Source organism: Ensifer sp., assembly GCF_035999135.1.
In the GTDB taxonomy this organism is placed as follows: domain Bacteria; phylum Pseudomonadota; class Alphaproteobacteria; order Rhizobiales; family Rhizobiaceae; genus Ensifer.
Window position 1 is genome coordinate 17,815 of the sequence record NZ_DASYGZ010000127.1, and the last position, 12,970, is coordinate 30,784.

Sequence of the window (12,970 nt, forward strand, 5' to 3'; positions counted from 1 at the left end):
AACTGGTGAGCGGACGGGACGCCGGATTTGGTGCCATCGGGCGCGGCGGCGACCGTCGGTTCATCGTGGCACAGGGCGCGAACGGGTTGAAAACAAAACACAAAACCCCGCCGATTTGCCGGGGTTCTCCGTCTGGGCGTTGTGCTATCGTTGGCCTTTCAACGGGCGGAATGGTGCGAGATATGCCGAACTTGTTCACAACCTCCGATCTGGAGGTCATCCGGCATCAGCATGAAGAGTGGTGCCGCGAAACGAATACCGACCCCAACAGCCGCAGCGGTGTCGCGATGGCGCACACCTTGCTCGCCAGATATTCCGGCGCCCCGGCCCGATCGAACGAGCCGGACGAGGCACGCCCCGCTGAAAGGCGCAAGCACGCGAGCAAGTGACTGGCGTGCGCTAGGCGGCTTGTGCGGGCGTGCGCGTCCGGACAGGCACGGCCGGCGATCTCGGCATCGCCCGCATCCTCAAACAAGGAGCAATGGCAGGCCGCGTCATGCCCGATCAGCGACGAAACGGGCGAGCGCCGGACCGATCATGGTGATGATCAGGAGCCGGGCCGTCTGCAGCGCCATGACGAAGGAGAGGTCGACATTGCTCGAGGCGGCGATGACGGCGATCGAGTCGAGCCCGCCGGGGCTGGTGGCGAGATAGGCGGTCAAAGGGTCGATGCCGACCACCTTGATCAGGAGCAGCGCCAGCAGGCCGGAAAACGAGATCAGCACGACGATCGAGATGATCGTCGGCACCAGCGCGCGACGGGCGTGGATCAGGATCTGGCGGGTAAAGCCGAGCCCGATGTTCCAGCCGAGCAGGGCGAAACAAAGGGCCAGCAGCCACTGCGGCAGCGTGGTGGTCATGACACCCGAGACATTGAGCACGGCGCCGACGAGGAAGGGCAGCAGGAAGGCGCCGGCGGGCACGCGCAGCAGCCGGCCGGCAAGGGCCGCACCGAGACCGACGGCGATCGTTTCGAGGAACAGCAGGCCGTCGATCGGCGCAAACCAGAGAGTAGCCTGCTCGGCCTCCGCGCCCGTGACCCACATATGCGCGACGACGGTTGCGGTGCTCGCGACGAAGATCACGCGCAGATACTGCATGAAGGCGACGAGGCGGGCATCGGCGCCATAGGCGTCGGCCATCAGGAGCATGGTGGAGGCGGCGCCCGCCGACGATCCCCAGATCGCTGTCGTGCCCGGCAGGATGCGCATGCGGGTGATCACCCAGCCGCACAGCGTGCTGACGGCGATGACCGAAAGGATGACGCCGAGAAACAGCGGCCAGTTGCCGGAGAAGGTCGACAGCATGCCGGGCGTCATGGCGCCGGCAATCATCATCGCCAGCACGAACTGCACGCAGAAGAACAACTGGCGGGGAAGGCGGATCGTGCCGCCATTCATGCCGATGAGAACGGCCGCGAGCATCGGTCCCATCAAAAGCCCGGCCGGCAGCCCGATGAATTCGAAGAACGACGCAAACAGGATCGATATCGCCGAAAGCAGGCCCCATTGCAGAAACGGCGCCAGCCGTCCGATGCCGATCTTGTCCGGGGAGGGCGGCGCGGCTGGCTTGTCGGTCGTCACGGGGGCATTCTCCGGCATGGTCCCGAAAAGGCGGCGCGGCCGGCCCCGACGGGATAAAGCAATGGTCTTCGTCGAAACGCCATCACCTACCGCTCGTTAGCAACATTGCATCTGTTCGTTCAAGGGCTTGCGTGCCGGCAGGGCAAGAAAGTGCCACAGGCAGTCGTCGGCCGGAGGCAGCGACAGGCCGGGAACGAGAAAAAAACGTGAACAAACGGCTCAGGCGCCCGGCGGCGCAGCGGCCCGGAACATCAGCCGCATGGCATTGATTTCGCGTCGAAATAATCTGCATGTCGGATCGTCCTCCGCTTCGGCGCGCCGGTGTTGCGCCGGGCGATCCGCAAATCCGGGCTTGCGCCTCCCGCCCGAATCCTGACACTCAGCCTCATGCAGTTCGCACCGCAACAGGACGAGGCCCTGAAGGCCGTTTCGCAATGGCTGAAAGAGGGCCGATCGCCGCTCTTCCGGCTGTTCGGCTATGCCGGCACCGGCAAGACGACGCTTGCGCGTTACTTCGCCGAGCACGTCGACGGCGAGGTGCTGTTTGCCGCCTTCACCGGCAAGGCCGCACAGGTGCTGCGCTCCAAGGGCGCCAGCAACGCCAAGACGATCCATTCGCTGATCTATCGGCCGCGCGGCGAGGAGGAGGTTTCCGACGAGGAGACCGGCAAGACCTCGATCGCGCCGATGTTTTCGATCAACCGCCAGAGCCCGGTCGCGAAAGCCGCGCTGATCATCGTTGACGAATGCTCGATGGTCGACGAGGCGCTCGGCAAGGACCTGATGAGCTTCGGCACGCCGATCCTGGTGCTCGGCGACCCCGGCCAGCTGCCGCCGGTTTCGGGCGGTGGCTATTTCACCAACCAGGAGCCGGATTACCTGCTGACGGACATCCATCGTCAGGCGCGCGACAACCCGATCATCCAGCTGGCGATGCAGGTGCGTGAGGGCAAGGAGATCATGCACGGCGATTATGGCACCACCCAGGTGATCGGCCGGGGCCAGGTGAACCAGGAACTGGTGCTTGAGGCCGACCAGGTGCTGGTCGGCACCAACAAGACCCGCCGGCGCTACAACCAGCGGCTCCGGGAGCTCAAGGGCTTCACCAGCGAGTATCCGCAATCGGGCGACAAGCTCGTCTGCCTCAGGAACGATCCGGCCAAGGGCCTGCTCAACGGCTCCTTGTGGCAGGTGATGAGCTCGTCGAAAGAGACGGTGAAGCCCGGCATCAACCTGATGATCCGTCCTGAAGAAGACGACATGGACCGGGGTGCGGCCAAGATCAAGCTGCTGAAGGCGGCCTTCGAGGATGTCGAGGGCGAAATTCCCTGGTCGACCCGCAAGCGCTATGACGAGTTCGACTTCGGCTACGCATTGACGGTGCACAAGGCGCAGGGCTCGCAATGGAACAATGTCGTGCTTTTCGACGAGAGCTGGGCCTTCCGCGATACCCGCGAGCGCTGGCTCTATACCGCGATCACGCGGGCGGCGGAGCGGCTGACGATCGTTCGCTGAACGCCTGACGAAGGCGGAGGAGGGTGGCAGTGCCGATCAGCAGGATCATCCTCTACGCTCACGATGCCGAGGCGACAGTCCGCTTCTATGAGACCCACTTCGGCTTTCGGGCATCGCATGCGGCCGGCGACCGCATCGTCGAATTGATCCCTGAGGGTGGCGGCGCCAGCCTGATGATCCACCCGGCGTCCAAGGGACAGAAATGCGGCCAGTCGCTGGTCAAGCTGGTGTTCGATGTCAGGGATGTCGTTGCCTTTTGTGACCGCAGCGCTGTCGCGGGGCTGGTCTTCGGAAGCATCCACCACGCCGACGGCTACCAGTTCGCCAACGTAAAGGATCCCTCGGGCAACCCGATCTCGGTGTCGAGCCGCGCGTTTCGAAATGCGTGACGGTGCTGCACGCAGGTGCTTGCAAGACGATCGACGGAGCCTGGCCTTGCTTTACCTTTTGGTCGCCATCCACAGCGTGTGGCGGGCGCCGCCGCGTTTGCCGTTGGCGCGCACGTTGACCTCGTCGGTGGCAAAGCCGACCTCGCGCAGGCGGCGGGTGAAAGCGCTGTCGGGGGCTGACGACCAGACGGAAAGAACGCCGCCGGGCCGCAATGCGGCTTGAGCGGCGCGAAGGCCGGTGTGATTGTAAAGGCTGTCGTTGGAGGGGCGCGTCAGGCCATCAGGACCGTTGTCGACATCAAGCAGGATCGCGTCATAGGCGGCCTTCTTCGAGCGGATCAGCGCGCCGACATCACCGACATGGATCTCGACACGCGGATCGTCGAGCGTGCCCTTGTGCAGGTCCGCCATCGGCCCGCGCGCCCAGTCGACGACAGCCGGCACCAGTTCGGCAACGGTCACGCCGGCATCTGCCGGCAGAACGCCGAGAGCCGCCCTAAGGGTAAAACCCATCCCGAGGCCGCCGATCAGCATGCGCATGTTCTTGCGGCCGGCGATGCGCTCGTAGGCAAGCGTCGCAAGCGCCTCTTCCGAGCCGCTCAGACGACTGTTCATCAGCTCGTTCGAGCCGAGCATGATCGAGAATTCCTGGCCGCGGCTCTTTAGGCGCAGTTCGTCGCCGTCGCCGGGAACGGTTGCGCGGGCGAGTTCTATCCAGGGTAACATCGTTGATCTCACTTCCGTGGTTTCGGCGCCTCCTAACATGAGCGAGGCGCTGAAGACATCCCGTTGTCGCGATCTGTGGAGAATTGATCTGGCGCGCCTGTGGCTCCCGGGACGGTGGGGTACAGCGCCGTTTCGCTGCGAAGGGTCGTCAGTGGACCGGTTTTGCGACCGGGGCATGATGGGGCCACGGGGCGACGTGTGCCGGAGCCGCGGTCCTAGTCCGCCGAAATCATGCCCGAGAGCACCGCCTTGGCGATCGCCTGGAAGCGGTTGTTGGCGCTGAATTTCCGGATGATGCCGGCTTCGAGCGTCAGGGCTGCCGAGACCTCCATGTCCATCAAGCCGGCGATGCGCGACGCCGGATAGCCGTCGGCCATGAACGTCAGGCACTCGCTTTCGATCGGCGAGAGGTGGACATGCTGATCGTCGTCTGCCGCCGTATCGCGGGGGTCGCCGTTTTCGAGCAGTTCGGTAATGCGTTGCATCTGCCGGCGCAGATTGGCCTGCTGCGCGGCAAGCTCGCGCCGACGCGCGAGCAGCGCCTCGCGAAACAGCCGGTCGGCCTCCGCCTGGTCTTCCGTGGCAGCAAAGCCGGCCAGAAGCTCCAGGATCGCGGCAATCGGCATGTCGATCTCGCGGCAGGCGTTGATGACTGCCATGCGGCGGATGTGTTCTTCGCCATAAACCCGCATCGGCCCCATGCGGGCGGCGGTCAGAAGGCCCTTCTCCTCGTAGAAATGCAGGGTGCGGTGGGTCACGCCGAAGGCATCGGCCATGTCGGCGATCGCAAGCGGCGTGGCGGGGTCGTGGTGGGGAAGCGGCAGGTTGGGCAGGAAGCCGACGCGATCGGTTGAGGCCAGCACACCCTCGTATTTCCAGTGGTCTCGCGGCATATCGATAATCCCCGGTCTACAGGCCGCACACCTGTCCGATGCGCTGTCTCTGCAACGTTTGAATTTCTGCATTTTTCCTGGACCGAGATCGACCCAGGGCAAAGCGCAATCCGCCTTTGGAAGCGGTGGCGATCGCCGGGTCTCAAAGGTGCGGACGGGGTCCGCGCGGGTGAGGCACTCGTTGACCGTCAACGACAATACCTGCTGCTCGGTTGGGGCATCCCGCGTCGCCAGCGCGGTTGACTGAAGGAACAAAGATGCTTGCCTGACGAGCAACCAGGCATTCATTCCCAACGCATGCGTGTACCGTATACGCGAATCGCTAATATGACCAGTCTTTAATATGGCAGGGATCGGGGTCGCAAATAGGGCAAGGCGACGATCTTGACGCCCCGGGAGATGCCGGAATGCCGTCCCCGACGGGGCCAAACGCCCCTGTGTGGGCAGGGCTTTTCCTTGAAACCGGTGGGCTGGAGCGCTGTGCGTTCAGATGAAATGCACGGCGCTCAGCTGTCGGTTCAATGTCCGATGACCTTGAGCGGGCTGTTGGCGCTCAGGATGAACAGCGGCTCGTCGCCGCGCAGCGGCGAGAGCTTCTGCTGGCAGGTCCAGGCTTCCTGGAAGGCATCGCGGGTCAGCTGCTTGCGATAGCGCTGGGTGGATGCCATGCAGCCCATCAGCGGGCTCTCGATCTGCTCTTCCCGCGCATGCTCATAGATCTCGCCGTCGAGCGAAAACAGTTCAGACGCGAGCGACATGCTCTCGAACAGAAGATCCGGTTCGGTCTCGAGCTTCTTCCAGCTGATGAAATCCTGGCGCAGCGGCACGTTCTCGCCATCGTGCGACAGGGTTACGCGGATCCCCTGCGACGGCGCGTCGTACCAGGTGACCTGCACGGTGAAGGAGAGCGCGGAATTGCGCGAGACGGGCCGGCCGGTATCGCCATCGGTCGCGCGCGCCAGTGTCTTGTGCCGCTGCGCGGCGAGCCGGAGTGCGGTCGCAAAGGCCTTCGCGTCGCCATTCTCGGCGCCGGCCAGCTTCACCGACACCGAAGGCAGGACCCGTTCGGTGGCGTGGCGCACGTTGAAGAGCTTGGCCTGGGCGTCGAGGTCGAGCGTCATCTCCTGCGACGGCATCGGCGCAAACAAGAGGAGCGGCAGCACGGTCAGCACCGACAGCGGCGAGGAAAGCGGCGCGGGCGGCCAGGCCGGACGTTGTCCGATAAAGCGACGCTTGGCAGGCTTTGCCTGGCGCGCAGCGGGCAGGGCAGTTTCTTCGACTTCCGGCCGCACCGGGCGATATTCCGGAACATAGGTGCCCTTGGGAATGGTGATGCGCCATTCCTCGTCGGCGCCGTCGCCTTCGTAAAAGGCCTTGAGCAGCTTGCGCAGCTTGCCCGCATGCACGCGCACCAGCGGATCGCTGTCGGCGTTGAAGGCCTGCGGACGATCGAAGACGTCGATGGCGATCGAGTACCCCTTGAGCTGATGGCCTTCGCCGATCATTTCCTTTTCGACGACATAGGCGAGGAACGCCCTCAGGCGTTCCGAGCGCGCGAAAGCCTTGCTTTCGAGGATGCGACGGAGCGTCCGTCGTATCGTCTCATCGCAGGGTCTTTCGACCGTCATCATCGGTGTTTGCTCCAGGGTCATGTGATCAAAAATCTAAGAAAAGCGATCGAGGCGCGGGCCAGAGCCAGTCGATCTGATTCGGAAACTTAGGCCCAAAAAAGGTGGTTGTCAGGGGTAGTAGACGCCAAATTTGAGTTTTTTCTGAAATAAACGTAAAAATTGCGTCCATTGCCCCTTGAAAAATCGTCGCAGTGACCTCGCACGCTGGCGCGAGCGATGGTCGGGGGTGAGATTTCGCCCCTTCTGCTTGAGCTTTCCTGCATATTAGAGAGAGCGATTGTCAAGATTCGATCAAGACAAGGCGGGCAAACGACCCGCGCTCAATCGTCGCGCCTTGCGTGTCGGTACTCCTTGGAATTGCTGCATAATCGCACTGCAAACCGTTTCTGATTTTCTGAATTATGCAGTAGAACATTGCATCCACATTGCCTGCATCCGGGCCGAACTCGGCCCCGTCTCTGGAAAGTTCAGACATGCCTGCAAAACTGTCCGTCAATCTGAATGCCGTCGCCATGCTGCGCAACCGCCGCGACTTGCCCTGGCCCTCCGTCACCGCACTTGGACGCATCGCTTTGGAGGCAGGGGCCGCCGGCCTCACCGTGCATCCGCGACCCGACCAGCGCCACGTGCGTTTCAGCGACTTGCAGCCGATCCGTGAGCTGATCGACGGGGCATTTCCAGACACCGAATTCAACATGGAAGGCTATCCGAACGATGAGTTCCTCGGCCTCGTGGAGACGCACCGACCGGAGCAAGTGACGCTGGTGCCCGACGACCCGGCGCAGGCGACCTCCGACCATGGCTGGGATTTCCGCAAGAACCACAATCTGCTCGGCCATGTCGTCGGTCGGCTGAAGAGGCAAGGCTTTCGCGTGTCCCTGTTTGCCGACGGCGACGAGGACAGGGAAGCGCTGGTGATCGCCAAGGAAACCGGCGCCGACCGCATCGAGCTTTACACCGGTCCCTATGGCGGCTGCTTCGACGATCCTGAAAAGGCCGAAAAGATCGCGGGCGAACTCGGCCGGACGGCGGCGATGGCGGCTGAACTCGGGCTTGAGGTCAATGCCGGGCACGACCTGACGGTCGCCAACCTGCCGCTGCTTGCCAGCCACATTCCCAACCTTGCCGAAGTGTCGATCGGACACGGTCTGACGGCCGACGCGCTGGAATACGGCATGGCCGAGACCGTACGCCGCTTCCGCCGCGCCTGCGGACAGGAGGTCTGAGGCTTAGCTGCGCCCCTTGCCGTCAGCGCCGGGGGCGCCCAGCTTCGCCTGAACGATGCCATGAAAGATCTGTTCGTCGTCACCCATACGCAGTCGATCCATCACGTCGAGGGCAGGGTGGGCGGCTGGTACGACACCTCGCTGACGGAGCGCGGTCGGCGCGACGCGGCCGCAACGGCGGAACGTCTGGCGGTGCTTGCCGGCGGCCGGGACGTCGAGATCTTTACGTCGGATCTTCGACGCGCCTGCGAAACCGCCGGTATCATCGCCGCGCGCCTGTCGTGCCCGGTGACAGAGACTGCGGCGCTTCGCGAGATCAGCTACGGCGACGCGGGCGGCAAGCCTCAAGCCTGGCTCGACACGCGCTATCTGCCGGCCCCGGATCACGACAGGCTCGATCATCCCTGCGGTATCGACGGCGCGGAAACACGCCGCGACGTGGCGCTCAGGGTCTTTCCCTCCATCGATGCCATCATCGCGAGATCCTGTCAGACGCAGATCATCGTGACCCACGGCTTCACGCTGACGCTGGTGATCGCCGCCTGGATGAAGGTGCCGATCGAGGCGACGGGGTTCCTGAGCTTTCCGGCGAAATCCGGAAGCATCACGCATCTGCGTCAGGACGATTTTTTCCGCAATCGCGCCGTTGTCGGCCTGGCGGATGTTTCGCACCTGCAGGACTGACGGCACGCCCGGCCGAGCGTTGCCGGTGAGATGGCGGCGCGCGACCGCAAACCGATCCGCGGGGATCGCAAAATTGCGGTGATCTCGCGCGTCACGCGTGCAAATCCAGGGCAGGGATCGGGCTGTTTCATCGTTTCTTCGAAACAGGGACGCAGTCCATCTCTTTGAAAGAACGCAGTTCCGGACGGAAAACCGTTTCCCGTTTTTCCTCGGATTGCTTTATAGGTCGAGCTCATCCTGTCCCATACTGTGCAACCGATGACATTTCAGCCCAGTTTCCGCGAGCGCATCGTGCTTTACGCGCTCTTGACCTCGCTCACCTCCATCAGCATCGACGCGCTGTTGCCGGGATTGCGCCAGATCGGCGCGGAGGTGGGTGTTCAGCCGCCGCTGTCGACCCAGCACATCATCTCGCTTTTCATCTTCGGCATGGCGTTTGGCGAACTTCTGCTCGGGCCGCTCTGCGACGCGATCGGACGCAAGAGGGCGCTGGTTCTCGGGCTTGGCGTCTATGCGCTCGGAACAATGATCGCGATGCTGGCCGGCTCGCTCGAAATGGTCATTTTCGGCCGCTTCCTTCAGGGTATCGGCGTGTCAGGACCGAAGATCGCCACGCGGGCGATGATCCGCGACCAGTTCGAGGGCGATCAGATGGCGCGCGTCATGTCGTTCATGTTCACGCTCTTCATTCTCGTGCCGATGCTGGCGCCGAGCCTGGCCCAGGGCATCATCGCCGCCTTCGGCTGGCGCAGCATCTTTGCCGTCTATCTCGCGGTGGCCGCCATGCTCGGGCTGTGGCTGGTGCTGCGGCAGCCGGAAACCCTGCCCGCCGACAGACGCATTTCCCTTCGTCCGCGGCTTCTTCTTTCAAACGGGCGTCGCATCCTGTCCAGCCGTCGCGTGGTGCTCTTGATCGTTGCGACCGGGCTCGTCTTCGGCGCGCAGCTCCTCTATCTCAGCACCGCCGCCGACCTCTTCCTCGACGCCTACGGGATCGGCCAGACCTTCCCGCTCTATTTTGCGATGCTGGCGACCGGCATCGGGCTCGCCTCGTTTCTCAATGCGAAACTCGTGCAGCGCTTCGGAGCAGAGCGGATGGCGCACCATGGTTTCATCGGCCTGGCGCTTGCAGGGCTTGCAATGCTCGCCACGGCCGCGGTCTGGGCCGGCCGCCCACCACTCTTTTTGCTGATGGTGCTCGGCTTTGCCGCCTTCTTTGCGATCGGCGTGCTGTTCGGCAACCTCAACGCCATGGCAATGCGCTCGCTCGGCGCCGTCGCCGGGCTCGGCGCCTCGCTGATCGCTTCCGGATCGAGCCTGATCGCGACCCTGTTTGCGGTCGTGCTCGGTGCGTTTTACGACGGCACGGTGCTCAATCTGTCGGCCGGCTTCTTTCTTGCCGGCGGCGGCGCGCTGGTTCTCTCGCGGATCGCGCTGCGGTCGGACGCCTCGCCGGTGGAGGCGATCCGCTAGCCCACCTGCCGTCAAGGGCCATCGCCCAAGGGCGGCAGGAGTGTCTTGAAACAAGGTGCCGGCGCGTTGCACGCTCGCTGGACGCACGGCGCTTACGGCAGCGCGAAATCCGGGCGGACCGTGCAGCAGGCGCGGCCCCTGCGCACGGTCCGTCCAGACACCCCAGGGGAACAAGCCCCAAAGGGATCTGCCAAAGAGATCCGCCAAATCTGCCAACGCATGGTCGCGATCCCTCGTTTCGCGTCCCGCAACCCCGTGCATTGATCAGTGCAGGTCGTCGCCGCCCATCCGTTGCATCCGCAACGGCAGGCCTAGCCGTTGTAGACGACCGAAATCTTGTTGCCCGAGGGGTCGCGCATGTAGGCGGAGTACCAGTCCGGCCCATAATGCGGGCGTGGCCCCGGTTCACCCTCGTCCGCCCCGCCATTGGCCATGGCGGCCTGGTGGAAGGCATCCACCTCCGCGGGGGATTTGGCCATGAAGCCGACCATGGCGCCGTTTCCGGCGCTTGCCGGCTCGCCGTCGAAAGGCTTGCAGACCCAGAGCACGAAGCCCTTGCCGGTTCCGCCTTCGGAATAGGCGCGCCAGTCTGGGAAATCGACATGCTTGCTCCATCCGATGGTCGCAAGAATGGCGTCGTAGAAGGCATTCGATCGGGTACAGTCCAATGCACCCACGGTCACATAAGCGCTCATGATGTTCCCCCATTTCGGCGGCGGTGAAGACAGGGGAATTCATAGCGCATGGATCGGAACAAAACAAGAACAAAATTGCCGCGGCGGCAGGCGGAACGCTGAGGAAGGAGGACCGGCATGTTCCTCTTGCCGGTTCAAGAGCCCGGCTCGAAACGCCGGGCCCCTGCATATTTCGCGCAGACTCAGCCGGCCAGTCGCGCCTTGCTCGCTTCAAGGAATGCCGCGAGCTTTGCCGGTGCCGCGCCCGTCAGCGTCGTGACGTCCGCGGTCGCCATGTCGATGTGGCCTTCGCGGGTGTTGGTGTCGAAGGAGACGACGATCGGGATCAGGAACTCGGGCAGGCCCGCGCTCTTCAGGCCGCCGGCGAGCGCCTCGTCGGAGACATGCACCACGTCGAGCGGCTTGCCGGTCGCCGAGGCGACGAGGGCGGCGATCTCGTCGGTCGTACGCAGCTCTGCGCCGGTCAGCGTGTAGGTACGGCTCTCGTTCGTGGCGGAGGCGAGTGCTGCGGCCGCCGCCTTGGCGGCATCGGCGCGGGCGATGTGGGCGAGGCGGCCTTGACCGGACGCGGAATACCAGTGACCGGTCTCGAGCGCGTGCGGCAGCGCCATGAACAGGTTCTCCATGTACCAGCCGTTGCGCAGGATCGTGTAGGGTATGCCGGTCGCCTTGATGGCGTTTTCCGTGCCGAGGTGGTCGGGGGCAAAGGGAATGACGGAGGTCTCGGGGCTCGGCATCGAGGTATAGAGGATGTGCTTTGCGCCGGCCTTTTGGGCGGCTGCGACGGCAGCGAGATGCTGCTTCAACCGCTTGCCCGGCTGGTCGAGTGCATCGGTGGAAATGATCAGGATCCGGCCGGCGCCGGCAAAGGCCGCCTCGAGCGAGGCGGGGTCGTCGAAGTCGGCGACGCGGGCCTGTACGCCCTTGGCCGTGTAATCGGAGAGCTTGGCGATGTCGCGGCTGGTGGCGATGATGCGCGCGGGTTCGACGCCGGACGCCAGCAGCACATCGAGCACCAGCTTGCCGAGTTGACCGGTTGCGCCGGTGACGAGCAATGTATCGGACATGGACTTTCCTTTTCCTCTTTAAACCGGGTCGGGATACTCGGGCGGCTGCCTCTACATTCCTTTCCCGTCTCGATGCCGCCGCCTTGGGAGGGCGCGGGATATGGTCTCTTTTTGAGACTTGCTCTTATCGCGTAATCTCGGTACAGCGTAAAGGAGGCAGTTTTTTCTCTCGTGGTTACGGAAAGGGTACCGCCTATGAACAAGCTGACAGGCGAGGTGAAGGGCAAGCGCGTGGCGATGGTCTGCGGCGTTCCGATGGATATGGAAAACTGCCCGGTCCGCGATGTCATGGACAATATCGGCGGCAAGTGGAACTCGCTGATGATCCTGTCGCTCGCCGATGGCCCCTTGCGCTTCTCGCAGCTTCGCCGGCTGATCCCAGACATTTCCCAGCGCATGCTGACCCAGACCCTGCGCGACCTGCAGCGCGACGGCTACCTCCACCGCACCGTCTACCCGACCCAGCCGCCAAGCGTGGAATACGCACTGACCGACCTCGGCCGCTCGCTGCTCGGCCTGCTCAAGCATTTCGTCGACTGGTCGGTGGAAAACCACGGCGCGATCCGGGCTGCGCGCACGGAGTATGACGCGCAGGCGTGAGGCGTCACGTTTGCGGCGACGCCAGCGGGTCCAATGGGCGGCGCTTGCAATTCTTCGCTGTCGTTCCGTCCATCTTTGGCTGCGCTTGCCCCTATGCTCGGATCTGCCCCTCTCTTGGGGTTTAACCCGAGGACTTACCCTCTCCCCGCAGGCGAGGGAGAGGGGACTTGGCCTATGGCGGCGCAACCAGTCGGGGTTGCCGTCAGATCGCGCCGCGTTCGACGTTGGCGACGCGAAGCGAGCGCGTGCCGCAACGTTCGTTCTCCCCGCTTGGCGGGGAGAAGATGGCCGGCAGGCCGGATGAGGGGCAAGCCGCCACGGGCAGGTGAAGGGGCATCATTACGCGGATGAGGCGTAGCGCTACGACAATTGGCTCACGTTGCGTCAAGCGCGACGCCATGTCCCGGTGCCGGCATCTTGCGGTAGCCCATTGATTTTCCCTATGGTTTGTCGGCAGACGAACTTCGGCGCTTCGACCGACTGCGCCA

The 12,970-nt window shown here is 63.9% G+C and carries 14 protein-coding genes; 7 read left to right on the top strand and 7 right to left on the bottom strand.

Translation table 11 applies throughout. The features are described from left to right. The first annotated feature begins 5 nt into the window (after window positions 1–5). Window positions 6–389, top strand: coding sequence for a hypothetical protein (locus tag VGO12_RS15385; protein ID WP_327513615.1), 384 nt, complete (start codon window positions 6–8; stop codon window positions 387–389). 105 nt (window positions 390–494) lie between these two features. Here the strand turns inward: VGO12_RS15385 and VGO12_RS15390 are convergent, their stop codons facing one another. Beyond that, window positions 495–1,601, bottom strand: a complete 1,107-nt coding sequence (locus tag VGO12_RS15390) for an AbrB family transcriptional regulator (RefSeq protein ID WP_414650728.1) — start codon at window positions 1,599–1,601, stop codon at window positions 495–497. A gap of 369 nt (window positions 1,602–1,970) precedes the next feature. Here VGO12_RS15390 and VGO12_RS15395 point away from each other — a divergent pair, with 369 nt between their 5' ends. Then, a complete protein-coding gene (locus VGO12_RS15395; protein WP_327513617.1) occupies window positions 1,971–3,098 on the top strand; it encodes an ATP-dependent RecD-like DNA helicase in 1,128 nt (375 codons plus the stop codon). A gap of 29 nt (window positions 3,099–3,127) precedes the next feature. Further along, on the top strand, window positions 3,128–3,487 hold the full coding sequence (locus VGO12_RS15400; RefSeq protein ID WP_327513618.1) for a VOC family protein: 360 nt from the start codon (window positions 3,128–3,130) through the stop codon (window positions 3,485–3,487). A gap of 51 nt (window positions 3,488–3,538) precedes the next feature. Here VGO12_RS15400 and VGO12_RS15405 read toward each other — a convergent pair whose 3' ends face one another. The 4 genes from VGO12_RS15405 to VGO12_RS15420 all read right to left on the bottom strand — a co-directional run bounded on the left by VGO12_RS15405 (window position 3,539) and on the right by VGO12_RS15420 (window position 7,212). Beyond that, window positions 3,539–4,213, bottom strand: coding sequence for a hypothetical protein (locus tag VGO12_RS15405; RefSeq protein WP_327513619.1), 675 nt, complete (start codon window positions 4,211–4,213; stop codon window positions 3,539–3,541). A gap of 215 nt (window positions 4,214–4,428) precedes the next feature. Next, window positions 4,429–5,106, bottom strand: a complete 678-nt coding sequence (locus tag VGO12_RS15410; protein WP_327513620.1) for a MerR family transcriptional regulator — start codon at window positions 5,104–5,106, stop codon at window positions 4,429–4,431. Between the two features lie 518 nt (window positions 5,107–5,624). Then, a complete protein-coding gene (locus tag VGO12_RS15415) occupies window positions 5,625–6,737 on the bottom strand; it encodes a hypothetical protein (protein WP_327513621.1) in 1,113 nt (370 codons plus the stop codon). A 280-nt stretch (window positions 6,738–7,017) separates the two neighbouring features. Further along, window positions 7,018–7,212, bottom strand: coding sequence for a hypothetical protein (locus VGO12_RS15420; RefSeq protein WP_327513622.1), 195 nt, complete (start codon window positions 7,210–7,212; stop codon window positions 7,018–7,020). Here VGO12_RS15420 and VGO12_RS15425 point away from each other — a divergent pair. The 3 genes from VGO12_RS15425 to VGO12_RS15435 all read left to right on the top strand — a co-directional run bounded on the left by VGO12_RS15425 (window position 7,211) and on the right by VGO12_RS15435 (window position 10,120). Beyond that, window positions 7,211–7,963 (top strand): pyridoxine 5'-phosphate synthase, encoded by a 753-nt coding sequence (locus tag VGO12_RS15425; protein ID WP_327513623.1) that lies wholly within the window; start codon window positions 7,211–7,213, stop codon window positions 7,961–7,963. The two genes, VGO12_RS15420 and VGO12_RS15425, sit on opposite strands and share 2 nt — an antisense overlap. Window positions 7,964–8,023: 60 nt before the next feature. Next, the gene (locus VGO12_RS15430) at window positions 8,024–8,647 is read left to right on the top strand and encodes a histidine phosphatase family protein (RefSeq protein WP_327513624.1); all 624 of its coding nucleotides are present in this window, start codon (window positions 8,024–8,026) and stop codon (window positions 8,645–8,647) included. A 258-nt stretch (window positions 8,648–8,905) separates the two neighbouring features. Further along, complete coding sequence (locus VGO12_RS15435) at window positions 8,906–10,120, top strand: multidrug effflux MFS transporter (RefSeq protein WP_327513625.1); 1,215 nt, start codon at window positions 8,906–8,908, stop codon at window positions 10,118–10,120. A gap of 311 nt (window positions 10,121–10,431) precedes the next feature. Here VGO12_RS15435 and VGO12_RS15440 read toward each other — a convergent pair whose 3' ends face one another. Beyond that, window positions 10,432–10,815, bottom strand: a complete 384-nt coding sequence (locus VGO12_RS15440; RefSeq protein ID WP_327513626.1) for a VOC family protein — start codon at window positions 10,813–10,815, stop codon at window positions 10,432–10,434. Window positions 10,816–10,997: 182 nt separating this feature from the next. Next, window positions 10,998–11,882 carry an NmrA family NAD(P)-binding protein gene (locus tag VGO12_RS15445; RefSeq protein ID WP_327513627.1) on the bottom strand — a complete coding sequence of 295 codons (885 nt, stop codon included), beginning with the start codon at window positions 11,880–11,882 and terminating at the stop codon, window positions 10,998–11,000. A gap of 195 nt (window positions 11,883–12,077) precedes the next feature. Between VGO12_RS15445 and VGO12_RS15450 the strand changes: the two genes are divergently transcribed. Then, window positions 12,078–12,482, top strand: a complete 405-nt coding sequence (locus VGO12_RS15450; RefSeq protein WP_327513628.1) for a helix-turn-helix domain-containing protein — start codon at window positions 12,078–12,080, stop codon at window positions 12,480–12,482. Window positions 12,483–12,970 lie beyond the last annotated feature (488 nt).

Coding starts and splice junctions, on each gene's coding strand:
- VGO12_RS15390 (WP_414650728.1), bottom strand. CDS start 1,601: ATGCCGGAGAATGCCCCCGTGACGACCGACAAGCCAGCCGCGCCGCCC.
- VGO12_RS15395 (WP_327513617.1), top strand. CDS start 1,971: ATGCAGTTCGCACCGCAACAGGACGAGGCCCTGAAGGCCGTTTCGCAA.
- VGO12_RS15405 (WP_327513619.1), bottom strand. CDS start 4,213: ATGTTACCCTGGATAGAACTCGCCCGCGCAACCGTTCCCGGCGACGGC.
- VGO12_RS15410 (WP_327513620.1), bottom strand. CDS start 5,106: ATGCCGCGAGACCACTGGAAATACGAGGGTGTGCTGGCCTCAACCGAT.
- VGO12_RS15415 (WP_327513621.1), bottom strand. CDS start 6,737: ATGATGACGGTCGAAAGACCCTGCGATGAGACGATACGACGGACGCTC.
- VGO12_RS15425 (WP_327513623.1), top strand. CDS start 7,211: ATGCCTGCAAAACTGTCCGTCAATCTGAATGCCGTCGCCATGCTGCGC.
- VGO12_RS15420 (WP_327513622.1), bottom strand. CDS start 7,212: ATGTCTGAACTTTCCAGAGACGGGGCCGAGTTCGGCCCGGATGCAGGC.
- VGO12_RS15430 (WP_327513624.1), top strand. CDS start 8,024: ATGAAAGATCTGTTCGTCGTCACCCATACGCAGTCGATCCATCACGTC.
- VGO12_RS15435 (WP_327513625.1), top strand. CDS start 8,906: ATGACATTTCAGCCCAGTTTCCGCGAGCGCATCGTGCTTTACGCGCTC.
- VGO12_RS15440 (WP_327513626.1), bottom strand. CDS start 10,815: ATGAGCGCTTATGTGACCGTGGGTGCATTGGACTGTACCCGATCGAAT.
- VGO12_RS15445 (WP_327513627.1), bottom strand. CDS start 11,882: ATGTCCGATACATTGCTCGTCACCGGCGCAACCGGTCAACTCGGCAAG.
- VGO12_RS15450 (WP_327513628.1), top strand. CDS start 12,078: ATGAACAAGCTGACAGGCGAGGTGAAGGGCAAGCGCGTGGCGATGGTC.